Origin of the sequence: Acinetobacter sp. YH01018, from assembly GCF_013420295.1 — a bacterium.
Taxonomy (GTDB): Bacteria; Pseudomonadota; Gammaproteobacteria; order Pseudomonadales; family Moraxellaceae; genus Acinetobacter.
Genome location: NZ_VOYL01000034.1, coordinates 15,732 through 33,419 on the forward strand (window position 1 = coordinate 15,732; position 17,688 = coordinate 33,419).

Here is a 17,688-nt window from a genome sequence, read left to right on the forward strand (position 1 = left end):
TGTCCGTTATTTCATCAATGACTCAATTACAGACCTTGTACAAGACCTATTGGTCTTGTACATCAATCAAATGATCCAGTTTTTTCTGGAAATAATCGCCCTGAATAAAACGAGCATCCACGTTCCATGCGTTTGCAAACAGAGTCATGTCATTGAGATCGCGCAGCATGATTTCGCTAGCTTTAATTTCCTGGAAGGCACTCAGCTTTTCCTGTAATTCTTGCGTCGATTTTTCTGTTTGCAGCATTTTGGTCAAATTCTGATGTAAAGTTAAACAATTTACATCAAGTTGACGTAACATAGACTCGCTATAAATGCTATTACCAAAGTCTCTGAGGGAAACTTCAGCGCCAAATTGACGTAACTGGGCAATATACTTTTGAGTATCTGAGATATTTTGACTAATATCTTCTTCTGAAAATTGTAAAACTAATGGATGCTTCAGTTTACTGCGAACAATGGTAATGAGTTTGGAAATGAATTCAGGGAAGCTTCGGTCGTATAATAGTACCGCTTTATTCAAATTCACAATCAATTTTGCTTCAGGATATTGAGTAATGAAATTATGCAGTTGTTTACATGATTCCACTAATATCCAGCGATCCAGTTTAATGGATAACTCAGGATCGTCTGCAAGTTCTCTTAAGCCAGCCAGATCTTTCCAGGCATTTTCATAAATAAAACCGCTAGTGACTTCATAAGTATATAAATTAGTGTCTTGCTTATCGTAGAGCTGTTGATATTTAAGGTGAATTTCACCGCGATCTAAGCTTTGTTGCAAGGCTCTGAGTAGGGCTGCTTCAGGTGAACTAGGTACTGCCTTAATTTCGGGTTGCTGTAGCTCAATGCTTGGAATGTTTAACGGTGTTTCTAATTCAAGTGCAGGAGTCGGCTGATTTTTCGGTAAAGCAGTCTTGTAAGCTGTAGCAATAAATTGTTCAAAATGTTTTTCATCACGTATTTCAGTATCGAGCAGTGTATAGCCAATTCTGAGATTCAGCGGATAGGATGTGTGATCAATGGACAATAATTGCGGTTTAGTTAATGAACTTAAACCGATAAGTTTGGACTCTAATTTGGCTTTAGATTCGGCTTGGAACAAGCCCACATAAATACCAAAACTTGTTTGAAATAATGGAGCATGAGTTTGCTCCTTTAAAAAATCCTTGATATTAGTGGAATAATTTTTGAGTGTATCCCACTCCTCTTTAAAAATATTATCAGGACAAGAAGCCAGGGAAAATACCACGAGGGCATTAATATCTGAAGGTTGTTGAGTGATGGTACGATTAATCAGCTGATAGGTATTGGACTTTGGAGCATCGGCTGTTGTAGATGTAGGCTGAACTGATGGTGAAGATTCAATATCAATCGTAATTTGTACGGCATCTTCTTCATTCGTAGAAGGTAAAAACTCAACTTTAAGCGGGTTTGGAACAGATATTTGATGATTTAAGCTGTTGATTTCAAAACGCCCTAAATCAAACTGACCTTGTGAAATTTTTTTAAAACGTAACTTAAAATCATTTAAATCTTTAGGCTGAAGTAGGTCGAGTAAGGGAAGTCCAACAATCTGATCTTCATTATTAAGTCCAAAAAGTGCTAAATATTCAGGGTTTGCCTGGACATGAATACCTTCCTGAATCAGTGCAATCGCTTTGTTGCTCTCTTGAACTAAAGACTGGGCCTGGGTTTGAGCTGTTTCTAGCTCTTCCATTAAATGTTGTTGTGTCAGCAGCAAACGACTGAGTGAAAGGGCACGTAAAAGACCAATATAAAAACGATCTGGATAATCCAGATTAAGAATGTCATAAATCCCTTTACGAATATAACCTGCGTATTGATCGGCCTGATAATCATCAGGTTTGAGCAGGATCATTGGAAGGTTTGGTTGCTTGGATAGGCGGATTAAGCTTAACGCCTGTTCATATTTTAAGTCATAAGCACGACCAAAAATAACCAGATCCCAAGTGTGATGTAATTGCTTTTCAAAGTTTTGTAAATCATCCAGCAAGGTTGCATGTACTAAATGTTCACTGGATGTTAAAAGGTCACGAATTTGGTTAAAACGTATTTGATTATCATCGATAATGAGTAAACGTGTTTCAGTACGTTTTAACTTTTTAGACAATAATGGATTTCTCACTTTAATGCTTCCCATAAATCGTGATTCTTGACTTCATTCGTTTGCTTATTAATAAAGTTGTTGATCAGGTTTTCTTGTTGCTCATTCAGTAATTCGAACTCAAAACGGATAAAACTTTGTGTAATGATTTGTGCTTTGGTGAGATAAATTTTTATTTCTTCTCGTCCCAGGCGTAAATGAATAGTTTGTTTTTCCCTAAACATATGTGAACCAGACACGATCAGGCTGGTGGATACCTCATCAACTTGGCTAGACTGAACGATTAGGGCAGGTTGGTAATTATTGCTATGACGATCTGTTTTGATCATGACAGCACAAGGGAATAAATCTTGTGCCAAGACTTCTAGTCCCAGTTCCAGGCTTTTGGCTGTTGACTGCTTGATCCAGCGGATCACACCGCCACGCCAAGGACTATGAGTATTTTCCTGAATTAAAATAAATTCGCCAGTTTTCAAATTCGAAGGTGCAGAGCCATTCCATTTAATTCTGTAACCATTGACACTGATGTCCAGAACTTCTGCGGAATAAATCTGTTTGGTTTCACGATCCAAAGTTTTTGCTGTAGTCATTTCAGCTGGGATATTCGAATTCATCGAATTAATAAAGCTGCTTTCATTATGGAATTGATAATTGGTATCTAATTCCAGAGTTTCATGAAAGTTTTTGCCCTTAGAGAGGTAAAAGTGTGCCACCGAAAGACTAAAACAGATTTGTAATTGTGCAGAATATTCATAACGTTCATGACGGCGTTCTGTATTGCTGGTAAGCAGATTGTGAATATGAAAGTGCAGGGCCGGGGTTAAAAATAGCTTTTCATTACGTGATAAGTAACCAGACTTTTTGGTTTGGGTTTCAGACAGATGATCTAATAAATTTTGTGTTGAAATATAGATAGTCGGTTTGTAAAGACTGGCCTGATTGATATTAAAAACAGGTGGATAGTCTTTATTGATATCGACAATATAGCGAGAAAGCGAGGTTTCTTTGGGTAAGACATGAACCAGTTTGGCCCAGTCAAAACTGCATAAATATAAGCCTTGCATTTCAGAAGGCCGAATTTGATGGGTATTCAGAATTTCCAGCAATACCAGTTGTGAATAAGCCTGAGCAACGGTTTGTAAAGGATGCTGCGTGTCTAAAATCTGATTGATATTGGTTTGATAAAAATTATTTTTAATTGCACATTCAATCAGCTGATGTGCAATTAACCATTGTCCAAATAAAGGCGTGCTATAGAGCAAATGTTGTTGATAAAGCAATAAAGACAATTGCTGCAAAGCATAATAAGTAGACACAATTCTGGCCGTTTGCAAACTCTTCTTTTGATTGAATGCAAATAGAGAAAACTTTTGCATACTGAGCTGGGTGTTGCAGCGTTTTGAAATATCGATATAAATTTTGGCAAAATGACTACGTAGCAGCATCGCTAGCTCAATGATCTGGTCGCTGCGGTCATTGCTCATCAGCCCCTGATTGAAAAAATGCTTTTCCAGGCTGCCTAAAACATTATCCAGGGTAGGATGCAGGATTTGAATCAAGTCAAAACGCAACATTTCCGGACATTTAAGTTCTGATATTTCCAGCAAGGCATTGAAAAGTTCTTTGGACGAATTCCCCAATTGAAGAATGGATAAATTGCATACCCAGTCTTGTAAGCCTTTTGCATTGGTTGGGCAGAAGCTTAATTTTTCCAACTTTAACTCTGTTGGTGTTTGGAAGATATCTGAATTACTCATAAGCATCGTTATTATTAACTCAAAAAGTTGAAACCCCAAAAAGCGGTGTTTTATTTTTTTCGCCCGCTATTTCCCTAACGAGTTTAGGAACCAAATATCCCGGCAGGTTCTCTAAAACCTCTTTATATATCAGATTAATTTCTTCAGGACTTAAGTCAAAATGATGGGCACCTTTTACTTTGTCTAATACGTGTAAATAGTATGGCATCACGCCCGCTTCAAACAGGCGATAACTTAAATCCACTAACAGCTGCGCAGAATTATTAACCCCTTTTAATAAAACTGCCTGATTCAGCACGGTAATTTGATGTTGAACCAACGCTGAAAGTTTGGAACAGGTAAACTCGTCCAGCTCAGCGGCATGATTTGAGTGTACCACTAGAATAATGCGCAGCCTACTGTTTTTTAATAAGGAAATCAGCTCTTCATCGACACGGTTGGGGATTACGATCGGAACCCGTGAATGAATTCTCAAAAATTTAATTTGCGGCATGGACTCAAGACGTTCAATCCACAGGGCAAGTTTTCGATTTGACAGGGTAAGCGGGTCGCCACCGCTCAAAATAACTTCGTTTATATCTGGTTGATTTTGAATATATTGTTTAATATTTAACCAATCTTCATTTTTTGGCAGGTTTTCCTGGTAGGGAAAATGACGGCGGAAACAGTAACGACAATGAACTGCACATGCCCCAGTTAAGGTGAGTAAAAAACGCGATTTATATTTATGTAATACGCCTGGCTGTTGATTCGCCTGTTCCTCACCTAAAGGATCGGTTACAAAACCAGGATGATCTTCAAGTTCCAGATGATGGGGTAATACTTGTAACAGCAGAGGGTCAAGCGGGTTGCCAATGCTCATTTTTCCGACGAACGCACGGGGAACACGCAACTTAAACTTTTCAGAAGCTAGGATTGCCCCTGATAATAATTGATCAGGCGAGAGCTGAAGTGTTTCAAGCAACTCTAAAGGGTCCGTAATCAGGTCACTCAGTTGAGATTGCCAGTTTTGCTCTTGATACAAATAGTTTATCATGCCAGATGTTAAAAATAATGCTAGTCTAGCATTAATAGATTTAAGTTAGTAAGTTTGGAGCGAGCCTTTCATGGCCAATTATTCTACAAATGACTTTAAGCAAGGCCTTAAAGTAATGCTTGACGGCAACCCATGTTCAATCATGGAAAATGAATATGTAAAACCTGGTAAAGGTCAAGCATTCAACCGTGTAAAACTTCGTAACCTTAAAACAGGTAAAGTTTTAGAAAAAACTTTTAAATCGGGTGACTCTTTAGAAGCAGCGGACATCGTGGAAGTAGAAATGAACTACTTGTACAACGATGGTGAAATGTGGAACTTCATGGATCCTGAAACTTTTGAACAGATTACTGCAGACAAAACTGCAATGGGTGATGCTGCAAAATGGTTAAAAGACGATTCTAACGAACTTTGTACCATTATGTTATTCAATGGCGTTCCATTGACAGTAAGTGCACCAAACTTCGTCGTATTGAAAATCGTGGAAACTGATCCAGGCGTACGTGGCGATACTTCTGGCGGCGGCGGCAAACCGGCTAAACTCGAAACTGGTGCTGTTGTTCGTGTACCATTATTCGTACAGCAAGAAGAAAGTGTTCGTGTAGATACTCGTACGGGTGACTATTTAGAACGTGCATAATGGTTTTAAAATAGACTATTATCGAAAGGGATGATCAAAATCATCCCTTTTTTTATGCCAAAGTATTAGATGAAAAGCAAAATATGAGGAGTACAGTCGCAAGGGAAAAAACAGCAGTATACCGAACAATAAAAAATGAAGGCTGATTTATGCATTAGATATGAGGGCTTTACATGGAAACGATTCAACCGAAGTTATCAATAACTTCCAAAATAGTGTGGCTTCTGGTGGCAGTTCTAGGTGCGGTGTCCTTTGGGATACTTGCAATCAGCAGAGGTGAGCATGTCAATGCAGTTTGGCTGGTTTTAGCTGCCATCTGTGTCTATAGCATCGCTTATCGCTTCTATAGCTTATTTATTGCCAATAAAGTTTTTGAACTCAATGCCAGACGTTTAACCCCCGCTCATCGTCTGGCAGATGGTCTGGATTATGTGCCGACCAATAAATATGTCTTGTTTGGACACCACTTTGCAGCCATTGCCGGTGCCGGGCCTTTAGTCGGACCAATTCTTGCGGCACAAATGGGCTACCTGCCAGGAACCATCTGGTTGCTGGTCGGTGTTGTACTTGCAGGCGCTGTGCAGGATTTTTTAGTCCTGTTTATTTCGACCCGCCGTGATGGACGATCACTGGGTGAAATGGCAAAGCAGGAGCTTGGTTCTTTTGCCGGTATCATTGTGATGCTGGGTGCATTAGGCGTCATGATCATTATTCTTGCTGTGCTTGCCTTGGTGGTGGTAAAAGCCCTAACCAACAGTCCATGGGGTGTATTCACCATTTCAGCCACTATTCCAATCGCCTTGTTTATGGGCGTATATATGCGTTATATCCGTCCGGGAAAAATTGCCGAGGTTTCAATCATCGGTTTTGTGCTGATGATGCTGGCGATTGTCTATGGCGGTAATGTGGCAGCTGATCCGTACTGGGGGCCCATCTTTACCCTTTCAGGTACGCAGTTGACCTGGTGTCTGATCACTTATGGTTTCATTGCTTCTGCATTACCGGTCTGGTTGCTGCTCGCGCCACGTGATTACTTGTCTACCTTCTTGAAGATTGGCGTGATTGCCGGTCTGGCCGTGGGCATTATGGTGGCATTGCCTGAAATGAAAATGCCGGCGGTAACGCATTTCGTGGATGGTACAGGTCCTGTCTTTGCCGGTTCGATGTTCCCGTTCCTGTTCATTACCATTGCCTGCGGTGCCATTTCCGGTTTCCATGCCCTGGTTTCTTCAGGTACGACACCTAAACTGGTTAATAACGAAGTGGATATTCGTGTGATCGGTTATGGCGGCATGTTGATGGAATCGTTTGTTGCGGTTATGGCAATGATTTGCGCCACCATTCTTGAGCCTGGTGTATATTTCGCAATTAACGCACCTGCTGCGGTCCTCGGTACAACGGTGGAAAGTGCGGCAGAAGCGGTACGTACTTTAGGCTTTGTGGTGACACCTGAAGCCTTGACTCTGCTTGCTCAGGAAGTGGGTGAGAGTTCAATTCTATCGCGTACCGGTGGTGCCCCAACATTTGCCATTGGTATGGCGCACATTATTACGGAAATTTTCAATAACCGTTCCATGATGGCGTTCTGGTATCACTTTGCCATCCTGTTTGAAGCATTGTTTATTTTAACAGCGGTAGATGCCGGTACACGTGCTTGCCGTTTCATGGTTCAGGATACTGTCGGTATTGTAATTCCTGCGGTGAAACAATCGCACAATTTCTTTGGTAATTTGTTGGGTACCGCAGTCGCTGTTGCAGGCTGGGGTTTCTTCGTTTATCAAGGTGTGATTGATCCGCTCGGTGGAATTAACAGCTTATGGCCACTATTCGGTATTGGTAACCAAATGCTGGCGGCTATGGCACTGATTTTAGGCACAGTCATTCTGTTCAAAATGAAGAAAGAAAAATATGTTTGGATCACGATTGTTCCCACCATTTTCCTGTTCATTACCTGTATGACTGCTGGCTGGCAAAAAATCTTCCATGAAAATCCGAAAATTGGTTTTCTGGCACAGGCCAACCGTTTCTCTGATGCCATTGCTCGTGGAGAAATCTTAAAGCCAGCCAAAGACATTGCTGAAATGCAAACGATTGTGTTCTCCAATCAGATTAATGCAGTACTGTGCGGTTTCTTCATGATTGTGGCGGTGGTGATGCTGTTTGCTGCGATTGGTGTCATTCGCCGCGCATTGGCAAATCCAAATCCGACTGTGCATGAATCTGAAGCCATTTACAGTGATGAGATTAGCTCAAATGAAGTGGCAGGAGAGGTGAAATGAGTCTAAAAGATCAAATTCGTCAAAAACTGGCACTGGGCAAAATTATCAAGTTTACGGTATTGGCTCAACCAAAACAGTTTTTGATGCTAAATGGCATTAAAACCATTCAGCTCATTTGGCAACGCCTGCAGCAAAGCTTTCGCCTGATGGTGGGGGTGCCGGACTATCAGACCTATTTGGCGCATATGGCAAAACATCATGCCGATTTAACCCCCATGGATGCCAAAACATTTTACCGTCACTGTGTGGATTCACGTTATCCAAGCGCAGGCGGTGGAATGAAAAAATGTCCCTGCTAGCCTGAAGATATGTTTGTCTGAAATCTTCTGATTTATTTGGAAAAACAACAAAACGGTGTATGTTAATCATGCACCGTTTTTTATTGGGGAAAGAGTGTGATTTGGGGTATGAATAAAGTTCAAAAACAGGAACTCACGCTAGCACAACAAGAGCTGAATTTTCAGGTAGAATTTTTTGCTGAAAAAATTCAGGCATTCCTGACTCAAATCAATCGGATTATTTTGGATAAAGAGCAGCAAACCAAACTGGCTTTATGTTGTTTGCTATCCGGTGGACATGTGCTGTTTGAAGATTTGCCGGGGCTGGGTAAAACCACCTTGTCCAGTGCCTTGTCGCATATTGCCGGATTGAAGTTCCAGCGTATTCAGTTTACCAATGACATGCTTGCCAGTGATGTGATTGGGGTGAACATGTTTAACCAGAAAGAGCATCAGTTTGAGTTCAAGCAGGGACCTATTTTTACCCAAATTTTGCTGGCTGATGAAATTAACCGCTGTAGTCCAAAAACGCAAAGTGCTTTGCTGGAAGCGATGGAAGAAGGCCAGGTGACGGTAGATGGGGTACGTTATGATTTACCGCGACCTTTTTGGGTCATCGCTACGCAAAATCCGTTGTTTCAGAGTGGAACTTATAGTCTGCCCGAATCGCAGCTCGACCGTTTTTTGATGCGTTTGTCACTAGGCTATCCATCACGTTCTGCAGAAAAACTGCTATTACAGCAAGATTCCCGCTATGCCTTGATTTCAACCTTGCAACACGTCTTTAATGAAGAGGAAATTTTGACAATTCAGCAGCTAGTGACGCAAGTTTATATTGTCGATGCAGTGCTGGATTATCTACTGGATCTGGCTGCTGAGACCCGTAAAAGCCCGCATGGTTTATCGACCCGCGGATTATTAGCCTTGAAAAAAGCAGCTCAGGCGCACGCCTTTATTGAACAGCGTAGTTATGTGACTCCAGATGATGTGCAAGCGGTGTTTGCTGCCGTGGTGTCGCATCGTATTGGCCTAAGCGAAGCAGAAACCTTGCAGCTGATGCAGCAAGTCCAGATCAGCTAAAGGGTGATTGACTTGACTACACTTTTGACCCAGCCGTGGCACAAATGGTTAGCGAAACGCTTCCAGTTTAAAAAAATCAAACAGCTCTCGCAAAAAGACATTCTGATTTTTATCTATCAGCAGGGATACCTGTATCTGGTGTTGATTTTGCTGACGTTTATTGCCGGGGTAAATTATGCCAACAACCTGATTCTGGGTTTTTGCTTTCTGGTCAGTGCCATTTTATGTATCAGCTTTTATTTAACTTTTAAGCAGCTGCATGGGCTCAAGCTTGAGGTTTCAGTCAATGAAGTTGGGCAGGTGGGCCATCAACTGGATTTGCAACTCCATTTTCAGCAAGCGCAAAAGCAGCCGCGTTATTTGTGGGTTAAAACTAGCCAGCATTTGGAAAAAATATTCATTTCAGAATTGAAGCAAAACATGACCTTGTCATTTTTTACTGAAAAAAGAGGGAGGTTTGATTATCCAACCCTTCAGGTCTATTCAGTTTATCCTTTTGGGCTGGTGCGGGCCTGGACCTATTTTTACTTGAAAGAATATTCATGGGTGGCCCCTAAAGCGGCTTTTTATCCTGCAGAAAACAAGCAGCATCAGCACAGTTTTGAGCCGGATATGGATGAATTCCGTGAACTGCGTAATTTCAAGGCTGGAGATAGCTTGCAAGCGGTGTCATGGAAGCAGGCAGCACGTGGACAAGGTTTATATATCAAGGTATTTGAACAGCACAATGAGCAGCCGAATATTGAAATTCATTATCACAATATGCCGAGTACTCAGCATGAAGAAAAACTGAGCCTCATGATGGGCTTAATTGAACAATGTGAGCAAATGCAGTGTGCATATGCAGTTTTTTTACCGCAAGCTGAACTGGCTGCAGGTTTGGGTAACAGCCAGTTATTACAGGCCAAAAAACTTTTGGCGCAGGCTTAAATCATGATTGATACACAGATCAGAACCTCGATACTGATGACCCTGTTATTGATACTGATGGCACAGGTTATTTTTAATCCGCTGGTATTGAGCCTTATTTTTGCCCTAATTATCTTTTTTTTATTTTATAGCTTAAAAGATCAGTCCAAGGCTTTATCCAGAGTGTGGACCTTTGTGCTGACTTTAGTTGCTTTGGCTGCAATTTATTTTAACTATCAAACTTTTATTGGTATAGAAGCTGGCGTTGCCGTTTTATCTACTTTTTTATTTGCTAAGGCGCTGGAAAGCAAGAATAAACGTGATGTCATTATCCTGTTTAATTTTGCCATGTTTGTTAGTGCCAGTTCATTTTTATTTAGCCAGTCCATCTGGATGGCACTGATGGTGCTGCTCTGTTTACTCAGTTGCCTGATCGGCCTGTACCGTTTACAGACCCATGAATTTAGACAATTGCAAAATTCATCCGGTGCATGGCAAAGTGATGCCAAACATGTGGCTAAATTCCTGATTCTGGCTTTGCCTTTTTTTATCCTACTGTTTGTGTTTTTCCCGCGCTTGCCACCACTTTGGGCGATTCCGATCCCGGTACAAAAAAGTGTCACTGGGATGAGTGACAGCATGTCACCAGGGGATATTGCCGAGTTATCGCAGTCAAGCAGTCTGGCATTTCGAATTATTGGCGATATGAATCAATTACCAGACCGCAATGATTTATATTGGCGAGCGATGGTTTTAGACCAGTATGACGGTAAAACCTGGACCAGCAGTTTTGTCAATGAAAAACCGGTCGCAATTCAAAATCTAAAGAACGGAAAATACAGTTTTAATTATCAGTATTTAGCTGCTGATCCTCATGTGATGTGGGTGATGGGACTAGAACAATCGCGACCATTACAACAGAACTATCAGTTAAAACAGGATGGCCGTATTACGCCGGTACGACAAATTTTGCAGAATCAGCCGATTGTATTGCGATGGCTGGGCAATGCTCAGTCGCAAGAACAGACTTTATATAAAACAGGATTTTTGCAACAGATCAATACCAAAATTCCAGAGCACTTGGATGAGCAATCACGCCAGTTTGCATTTGAGATGTTCAAGCGGAGTGGACAGCAACCTGAACGTTATGTCAGCAATATTTTGCAGTGGTATAAAAATAATGGTTTTGCTTACACCTTGAATCCCGGCTTGCTGGGAGAAAACCGGATAGATGAATTTCTGTTTCAATCACGTCGTGGTTTTTGCGAACATTATGCCTCAAGTTTTGCTTTGCTTATGCGTTATGTCGGCATACCTGCACGTGTAGTAGTGGGTTATCAGGGTGGACAACTTGCCCCTGATCGAGCCAGCTGGGAGGTGCGACAGCTCGATGCACATGCATGGACCGAAGTTTTATTGCATGGAAAATGGCAAAGAATCGATCCTACAGCGATTATCGCGCCACAACGCATAGATGGGGGAATGCAAAATTATATTGAAAGTGATCGCAGTATTTTGGGCAATAAAGAACAGAAATGGAGATATCGCCAGTTTGCAGTGATGAAAAACCTGAGAATCTGGAGTGATTATGCGAGTTATCAATGGCAAAGCAAGGTGGTGGGCTATGATGCCGAAAAGCAGCAAGGCTGGTTGTCCACGCTGGGTATTAAAAATGCTTATGCCAGCAGTATCATCATGTTATTGAGTATTCTGCTGGTGGTGGCGGTTTATTTTATCTGGATTTTTTATCGAAGCAGTCGGTCGGTTTCAGCTTATGAGCGTGCCATTCAACAATTTTCTAAACAATTGGAATTCAACTTGCGCAAGCAGCCTGCAGAAACTTTTTATAGCTGGATGCTTCGTTTGGCTGAACGGGCAGAACAGGATCAGCAACAGATATTTACTCAAACAGCACAGCATTATCAGCAACAGCACTATTCTTTAATGCAAAATCACCAGCAAATAAAGCAATTTAGAAAAATGCTTAAAACATGTGCAAATACTTTAAAAAATAATAGAAAGCACTTGTCTTAAAAAATAAAAGTGAATATGATTCACAGCACTTAGGTGTATAGCTCAGTTGGTTAGAGCGCTACGTTGACATCGTAGAGGTCAGCAGTTCGAGTCTGCTTATACCTACCAATATTCTAAACGTTATGTTATAAGGGTTTTAAGCGAAATCAGTAGTTTAAAACCCTTTTTTGTTGTCTTAAATAAAGTCTACCCTTAACAGCACTATCTTTAAAATCGCTATTTTTTGCCGATAATGCCGTTAAATTTAGACCAAGATTAGACCAAGAATATAGAGTTATAGACCCTGAAAATGCCCAAACCGATCAAGCGCGGTGAAAGCTATAGAATTAAAATAATGATTGCTGGAAAAACATATTCAGCAACCAGAGATACCGTAAAAGAATGCGAGCAATGGGCCGCGCAAAAATTACTTGAGGCAAAAGCTAATAAGCTTGCGGAAGACCAGGGTATAAAACAGCATTACCCATTCAAGACACTTTTTCATAAGTATTATGATGAGCATGGGCGAAAGCTTCGAGGATCCAAGTATGTTAAAGAACAATTAGGTCCTTTTGATGAGAAATTTGGTGCACTGGCAGATATGTCTATTCATGACATCACACCAAAGCATTTAACCGCCTGGAGAAATCAACGTTTAAAACAGGTTGGAGCTAATACAGTGCTACACGAAATCGCGCTTTACTCATCTGTATTTAGCTACGCCGTAAAAGAGCTATTCCTACTTGAGACTAACCCGTGGATGGGGATTAAGAAACCGGCAAAGCCTAAAGCCCGTAATCGCCGTATTCGTGATGATGAAATTGATCTTATTCTTGAAGGTTTAGGTTACCAGCAAGGGCAGGTGCCAACATTGGCAGAGCATTATGTTGCCTGGGCATTTTTATTTGCCTTGGAAACGGCGATGCGCCGCGGTGAAATCCTTGGCATTAAAATGTCAGAAATTTACGACCGGCATGTGCATTTGCCAAAAACCAAAAACGGCGATGCACGTAATGTGCCACTGACGAAAAAGGCTTTAGCTTTACTGGACCTAATTGATCATGATGGTGATATAAGTTGATTCCCCAGAATGAGAATGCCTTCAGATTGATGTGGGAGCGCCGTAAAGCGAAAGTAGGGCTTATCGACATACATTCCATGACACACGCCATGAAGCGATTACTCGGTTCGTGAATAACCAAAAATTACCGGTAGAAGTGCTGGCTAAGGTGACGGGGCATAAAAATATTAAAGTTTTAGTGAATACTTATTACAACCCGGATGTTGAAGATATTGGAGATATGATGGACGCTTAAAAAGCCCTCATAAGAGGGCTTTTCATTATTTTAATTGACCTACACCAGTGAATTTGTCTGGAACAATTACCATAGTATTCAGTGTTCCTTTTTCAGCAGCTTTGAGCAATGCTTCAGCTTTAGTTTTTTCGGCTTCTGCACGTAGTAGATCTACATATTTTTCAGATGCATTTTCTGCTAAAACTTTTTTGATTTCAGTTTCAACACGTGCAGTTTCTAATTCATTTTGCTTTGTCTTTAAAGCATTTTGAGAATTAACAATTGCTAATGATGAATCTAAAATAGATTTAGGTGGTGAAACTTTTAAAATATTAATTTCATTAACTTTGACAAATTTATCTTTGCCTTGAGCTTTTAATTTAGTATTAATACTGTTCTTTATTTCAGTCTCTATGAGCGCTCGATTGTCATTTACAGCTAAAGCTTTATATTTGCTCACAACATCATTGATTGCCGAGTTTGCAACGTACTGCACATACTGACCTAGTAAATATACATCACCATCATCTGTAATAATGTGCTGTGCTTTTTCAGTCTTATACGCGATTGCAGCATTTGATGGCACAATCCCGTAATTCACTTTTAATTGAAACTCTTGCATTGGAATCTTTTCGACTACAATTGGTTGAGATTCAACATTAAGTACAAGATTTCGCTTTGATACTTTGATTACATCACCGACCACGGTTTGATGTAATCCTTGCCCCAGTACGGTATCTTCAATTTCACCGCTGAACGTTTGACGAATACCAACATCTGCATCAGTGATGCGCGTAAAGCTTGCAGGTATAATAATTAAAGCCAGAATAATTGCGACGATGATTGTGGCTACTATGCCAACAGTCCTATATGGCTTTTTTTCCATGTTTTACCCCTTTATCAAAAAATAATTAATTTTTTCTACTGCGCCCACGTTTAGCCAAGGGCCTAGCCGTTAAAATCAAGTTCGCCTGTTCTGGATCATAAAGACACTTTCCTCGAGTACCTTTATTGATCTCTGCACATCGATCACGGACCACATCAACACTAATGCCATATTGTTGAGCCAATTCTGAAGCTGATACTAATTTAGGGCTTACATCCTTAATCGATACGATCTTTGCACCGCCTACCTCAGAGCCTACAAATAGCTGAGGTGCTTCACCATGTACGGTGATTTGAAAAACTCCCATTATGGCATCTCCCGCAAACTCTGCAAAACTTCAAAAGGCAATTTCACATTCACATTTGGCTCATCATTCCGCATCCAAAAATCAACAGCGATATAATAAAGTGCAGATACTTGCTCAGCTGTAAGTTGTTTTGACTGTGCCAGTTTGACTGGTTACATGCGGTGCCAAGTCTTCAGTAAAGTCTTTTGCAATTTCTAGAATATCCATCACGCCACCTCTCGTCTGATATTAGATATGGTCGTTAAACTCGGTAACTACAAGGAAGGCCTAGATAAAGCAGGTCGTCAGGCTAAAAAATCAGGCAAGGAAATCGAAAGTGGTTTAAATGTTGGTTCGCTTACAATTAAAGCTCTAGGTGGAGCCACAAAATTTCAAAATTATTTAGTATATACTCTGTGTGGTAAGTGTAATATTTTGCACTTAAAGCTACTTTTTGCTGATTATGTACAAATTAATGTACTTAACCACATGTAACGCCAAATTTGCATCAACAAAAGGAAATCGCATATCTTTGTAAAGGTCTTATGAATGTCATCAAAGATATGCAATTTCATCGCAATGATTTCCCTGTTTCAATTGCTGAGGCCTTAGGTGATAGGCTCAAACGTGTACGTCTCAATAAAAACTTAACTCAGAATGAAGTTGCTCAACTTGCATGGATATCGAGACGAACAGTGCTCAATTTCTTGTATCACCACGTGTATCACTGAATTTTTTTAATTAAAAAATATATAAAAATCAAAATTTTAAAAATGTGTTCGGTAGAGGATATCCACCAATATTCTAAACGTTATGTTATAAGGGTTTTAAGCGAAATCAGTAGCTTAAAACCCTTTTTTGTTGTCTTGAATAAAGTCTACCATTAACAGTGCTATCTTTAAAATCGCTATTTTTTGTCGATAATGCAGTTAAATTTACGTCAAAATTTTTGGAATTTACGTCATGAAAATACCTAAGCTAAGAAAGTGCGGTTCACGTCACCTCATAGCCATAGTGGCTTAAACCTGCTTTGGTGTCGCTTAGCAGAACATGCTTTAGAGTAAAAACCTCGCACGGGTGTGACAATTCAAACAAACCTTAGAACGAAAGCAAGTAAAGCAGACCATGCATGTTAGGTGGGTGTGATTGTGAGTCGCTATGGATCACAGCATAGAACTTCTGTGGTGATCAATTCAAAATCAGATCAGCTGTGAAATAAACGTGATATTTATCAAAAAATTACGAAATAAACTGATTGATTAAATAGCAAATACCGGGTAATTTTTTATCAGGTTAGACGAAGTTATATATCGCCTAGCTGGGAAAAACGACTGACACTCGGAAAGACGAGAAGTACCATAACCGCTCACAGCAATGTGAGCGTTTTTAATGCCCTGAGAAATGTTTTTTGTGTAAGCAATATCAGGGCACCCAGATTAGATTTTAATAATAATTATTGTCTAACAAAAATCAAAAATAACTTAAAGTAACCGAACAGAAACTATTTATGCATATTTTTTATACTTTGTAATTTGCTTTAGAGTGATAATTTTTAACTACATCAAGAGAGCACAGCGTTAATAAAAATAATAAAATGGTTATCAAAGACTTCACCTGCTTAATCACATCCCCAGATTAAGCGGTTTTTTTAATATTTAATATATTATTAATCAAGTCTTTCTAAAATTTTGATTAAATTAGTAATATTTTAATTTTTGGTATATTCCGCCACTGAATGTTACTTGAATAGTGTACAAAATAGTCAATAGAAACTGCTGTAGTTTCTGAATGGTCTTTCAAGATCCTTAGTTTATAAGCCCATATCGTCTTTCCATGTGTGGGCTTTTTTTTGCATGGAGAAAAGTAATGCTTCATTGTTTCTTAAGGCGTTTATTTGGTCTTCATGATGCGACTGAAATTGAATACACGATTGATGGTAAAGAAATTAAGGTATGCCGTTATTGCTTGAAAGAAGTGAAGTAATCACTGATCAAAAAAAATGCGATTAATTAAATTAATAATCATATTTTTTTATTTTCACAATGCTGAAATAATTTAATCTTATATTCACTGAAAACAAATAATAACTCCAAAAAGTCTAAGGTATTGGCGCAATTAAGCCTGTTTAATTTTGGAGAGTTAAGCAGGCTTTTTTATTGAAGATTTTTATCTTTTGTCGAAAGTATTACGATATATAAGCCTCTTCATTAATATGTTGGGGCTTTTATTTTTCTAGAATATGTATAAAAACTAAGGCATAAAAATACTCTGGTTTTTATTTATAAAATTTCATCTTTTATAAATTTTGGTAGTTTTTGATATTCATATATTTAAAATACATATTTAGAATGCGCCAACAAATTGAAACGCTGTAGTTTCTCTGGTTTTGGTCCTATGCATCCCTCGCATGGGACTTTTTTTTGGAAAAAATTATGCTCCAATTCTTAATGTGTTTATTTGGCCTGCATGGTGCTACTGAAGTTGACTACACGGTTGATGACAAAGAAATCAAGGTGTGTCGGGATTGTTTGAAAGAGATTGGTTAAGGCGGTTTTCATTTTTTATCATGCTTTAGATAATCAATTTTTAGAACTTAATAAGAATGAAAAATGCATTGTAAGCACATTGGCTGAGAAAGTAATTAGATCAAAATATCAAAGGTGAAAATCTTGATGTATTGGGATTGGTTGTTTCATCAAGTTTAGAATAAGTTGGATTGTAGGGTCTTGGGCTTTCCTTTGCTAAATGTGCGAAAGTTGTAAATGATCATCTATTTAGCAAAGCCTTTGAAAAATTTCTGGTAAATTGAAAGGGTTAACACCTGATCAGAAAATGAAATTTTATAATAAATATTCAAAGAAGAGTATTCAGGAATTTGGTGAACAAGCGATCCCTAATATTAAACAAGATTGAAATGCCTTTAGCTGCAAAAATGATTGGACGAGTACATTATTTATTAGGGCGTGTCCTCATTTGGGAGAGCGTTCAAAATTCTGTGTCAGCCGAATTGGCTAGAGTTTAATTATATCATCGAGCCTGCCTTCAAAGTAAATCGATAACTGTGTGATGGTTTGCCCCCAGTTTGTCACCGGCATTGTCCATTT

Annotated in this window: 12 protein-coding genes, 1 tRNA gene and 1 pseudogene; 9 read left to right on the forward strand and 5 right to left on the reverse strand. The window is 39.5% G+C overall.

Going from position 1 to position 17,688, the window contains the following annotated elements; all coding sequences use genetic code 11:
- Positions 1-46 precede the first annotated feature (46 nt).
- Genes FTT83_RS11375 through epmB form a run of 3 tightly spaced genes read right to left on the reverse strand, consistent with a single transcriptional unit; the run spans position 47 to position 4,918 of the window.
- Complete coding sequence (locus FTT83_RS11375) at positions 47-2,161, reverse strand: EAL domain-containing protein (protein WP_180176622.1); 2,115 nt, start codon at positions 2,159-2,161, stop codon at positions 47-49.
- Positions 2,143-3,888 carry a GTPase gene (locus tag FTT83_RS11380; protein ID WP_180043294.1) on the reverse strand — a complete coding sequence of 582 codons (1,746 nt, stop codon included), beginning with the start codon at positions 3,886-3,888 and terminating at the stop codon, positions 2,143-2,145. The genes FTT83_RS11375 and FTT83_RS11380 overlap by 19 nt, the downstream gene beginning before the upstream one ends.
- 13 nt (positions 3,889-3,901) lie before the next feature.
- Positions 3,902-4,918, reverse strand: coding sequence for an EF-P beta-lysylation protein EpmB (epmB, locus tag FTT83_RS11385; protein WP_180043295.1), 1,017 nt, complete (start codon positions 4,916-4,918; stop codon positions 3,902-3,904).
- 70 nt (positions 4,919-4,988) lie between these two features.
- Between epmB and efp the strand changes: the two genes are divergently transcribed.
- The 8 genes and pseudogenes from efp to FTT83_RS11425 all read left to right on the forward strand — a co-directional run bounded on the left by efp (position 4,989) and on the right by FTT83_RS11425 (position 13,433).
- Entirely contained in the window at positions 4,989-5,558 is a 570-nt protein-coding gene (gene efp / locus FTT83_RS11390) for an elongation factor P (protein WP_086195645.1), read from the forward strand.
- Between the two features lie 173 nt (positions 5,559-5,731).
- Positions 5,732-7,837: a carbon starvation CstA family protein gene (locus FTT83_RS11395; protein WP_086195644.1), complete on the forward strand. Its 2,106-nt coding sequence runs from the start codon at positions 5,732-5,734 to the stop codon at positions 7,835-7,837.
- On the forward strand, positions 7,834-8,136 hold the full coding sequence (locus FTT83_RS11400) for a YbdD/YjiX family protein (RefSeq protein ID WP_180043297.1): 303 nt from the start codon (positions 7,834-7,836) through the stop codon (positions 8,134-8,136). Before FTT83_RS11395 ends, FTT83_RS11400 begins: the two co-directional genes overlap by 4 nt.
- A 96-nt stretch (positions 8,137-8,232) precedes the next feature.
- Entirely contained in the window at positions 8,233-9,195 is a 963-nt protein-coding gene (locus FTT83_RS11405) for an AAA family ATPase (protein ID WP_373423514.1), read from the forward strand.
- Between the two features lie 24 nt (positions 9,196-9,219).
- Positions 9,220-10,125 (forward strand): DUF58 domain-containing protein, encoded by a 906-nt coding sequence (locus FTT83_RS11410; RefSeq protein ID WP_180043313.1) that lies wholly within the window; start codon positions 9,220-9,222, stop codon positions 10,123-10,125.
- Positions 10,126-10,128: 3 nt separating this feature from the next.
- Entirely contained in the window at positions 10,129-12,138 is a 2,010-nt protein-coding gene (locus FTT83_RS11415) for a DUF3488 and transglutaminase-like domain-containing protein (RefSeq protein ID WP_180043301.1), read from the forward strand.
- Between the two features lie 31 nt (positions 12,139-12,169).
- A tRNA-Val gene (locus tag FTT83_RS11420) sits at positions 12,170-12,246 on the forward strand.
- A gap of 181 nt (positions 12,247-12,427) precedes the next feature.
- Positions 12,428-13,433: pseudogene (locus FTT83_RS11425) on the forward strand (tyrosine-type recombinase/integrase).
- 25 nt (positions 13,434-13,458) lie between these two features.
- On the opposite strand, the gene FTT83_RS11430 reads toward FTT83_RS11425, so the two are convergent.
- Together FTT83_RS11430 and FTT83_RS11435 are read right to left on the reverse strand one after the other, a co-directional pair.
- Positions 13,459-14,298, reverse strand: coding sequence for an SPFH domain-containing protein (locus tag FTT83_RS11430; RefSeq protein ID WP_180043303.1), 840 nt, complete (start codon positions 14,296-14,298; stop codon positions 13,459-13,461).
- A 25-nt stretch (positions 14,299-14,323) separates the two neighbouring features.
- Positions 14,324-14,605 (reverse strand): hypothetical protein, encoded by a 282-nt coding sequence (locus FTT83_RS11435; protein ID WP_180043305.1) that lies wholly within the window; start codon positions 14,603-14,605, stop codon positions 14,324-14,326.
- A 234-nt stretch (positions 14,606-14,839) separates the two neighbouring features.
- On the opposite strand from FTT83_RS11435, the gene FTT83_RS11440 reads away from it, so the two are divergent.
- Positions 14,840-15,079 (forward strand): hypothetical protein, encoded by a 240-nt coding sequence (locus FTT83_RS11440; protein WP_180043307.1) that lies wholly within the window; start codon positions 14,840-14,842, stop codon positions 15,077-15,079.
- Positions 15,080-17,688 lie beyond the last annotated feature (2,609 nt).

Bases quoted from the DNA above. Each gene is read 5' to 3' on its own strand.
- FTT83_RS11375 (WP_180176622.1), bottom strand. From the start codon at position 2,161: ATGGGAAGCATTAAAGTGAGAAATCCATTATTGTCTAAAAAGTTAAAA.
- FTT83_RS11380 (WP_180043294.1), bottom strand. From the start codon at position 3,888: ATGCTTATGAGTAATTCAGATATCTTCCAAACACCAACAGAGTTAAAG.
- epmB (WP_180043295.1), bottom strand. From the start codon at position 4,918: ATGATAAACTATTTGTATCAAGAGCAAAACTGGCAATCTCAACTGAGT.
- efp (WP_086195645.1), top strand. From the start codon at position 4,989: ATGGCCAATTATTCTACAAATGACTTTAAGCAAGGCCTTAAAGTAATG.
- FTT83_RS11395 (WP_086195644.1), top strand. From the start codon at position 5,732: ATGGAAACGATTCAACCGAAGTTATCAATAACTTCCAAAATAGTGTGG.
- FTT83_RS11400 (WP_180043297.1), top strand. From the start codon at position 7,834: ATGAGTCTAAAAGATCAAATTCGTCAAAAACTGGCACTGGGCAAAATT.
- FTT83_RS11415 (WP_180043301.1), top strand. From the start codon at position 10,129: ATGATTGATACACAGATCAGAACCTCGATACTGATGACCCTGTTATTG.
- FTT83_RS11430 (WP_180043303.1), bottom strand. From the start codon at position 14,298: ATGGAAAAAAAGCCATATAGGACTGTTGGCATAGTAGCCACAATCATC.
- FTT83_RS11435 (WP_180043305.1), bottom strand. From the start codon at position 14,605: ATGGGAGTTTTTCAAATCACCGTACATGGTGAAGCACCTCAGCTATTT.
- FTT83_RS11440 (WP_180043307.1), top strand. From the start codon at position 14,840: ATGGTCGTTAAACTCGGTAACTACAAGGAAGGCCTAGATAAAGCAGGT.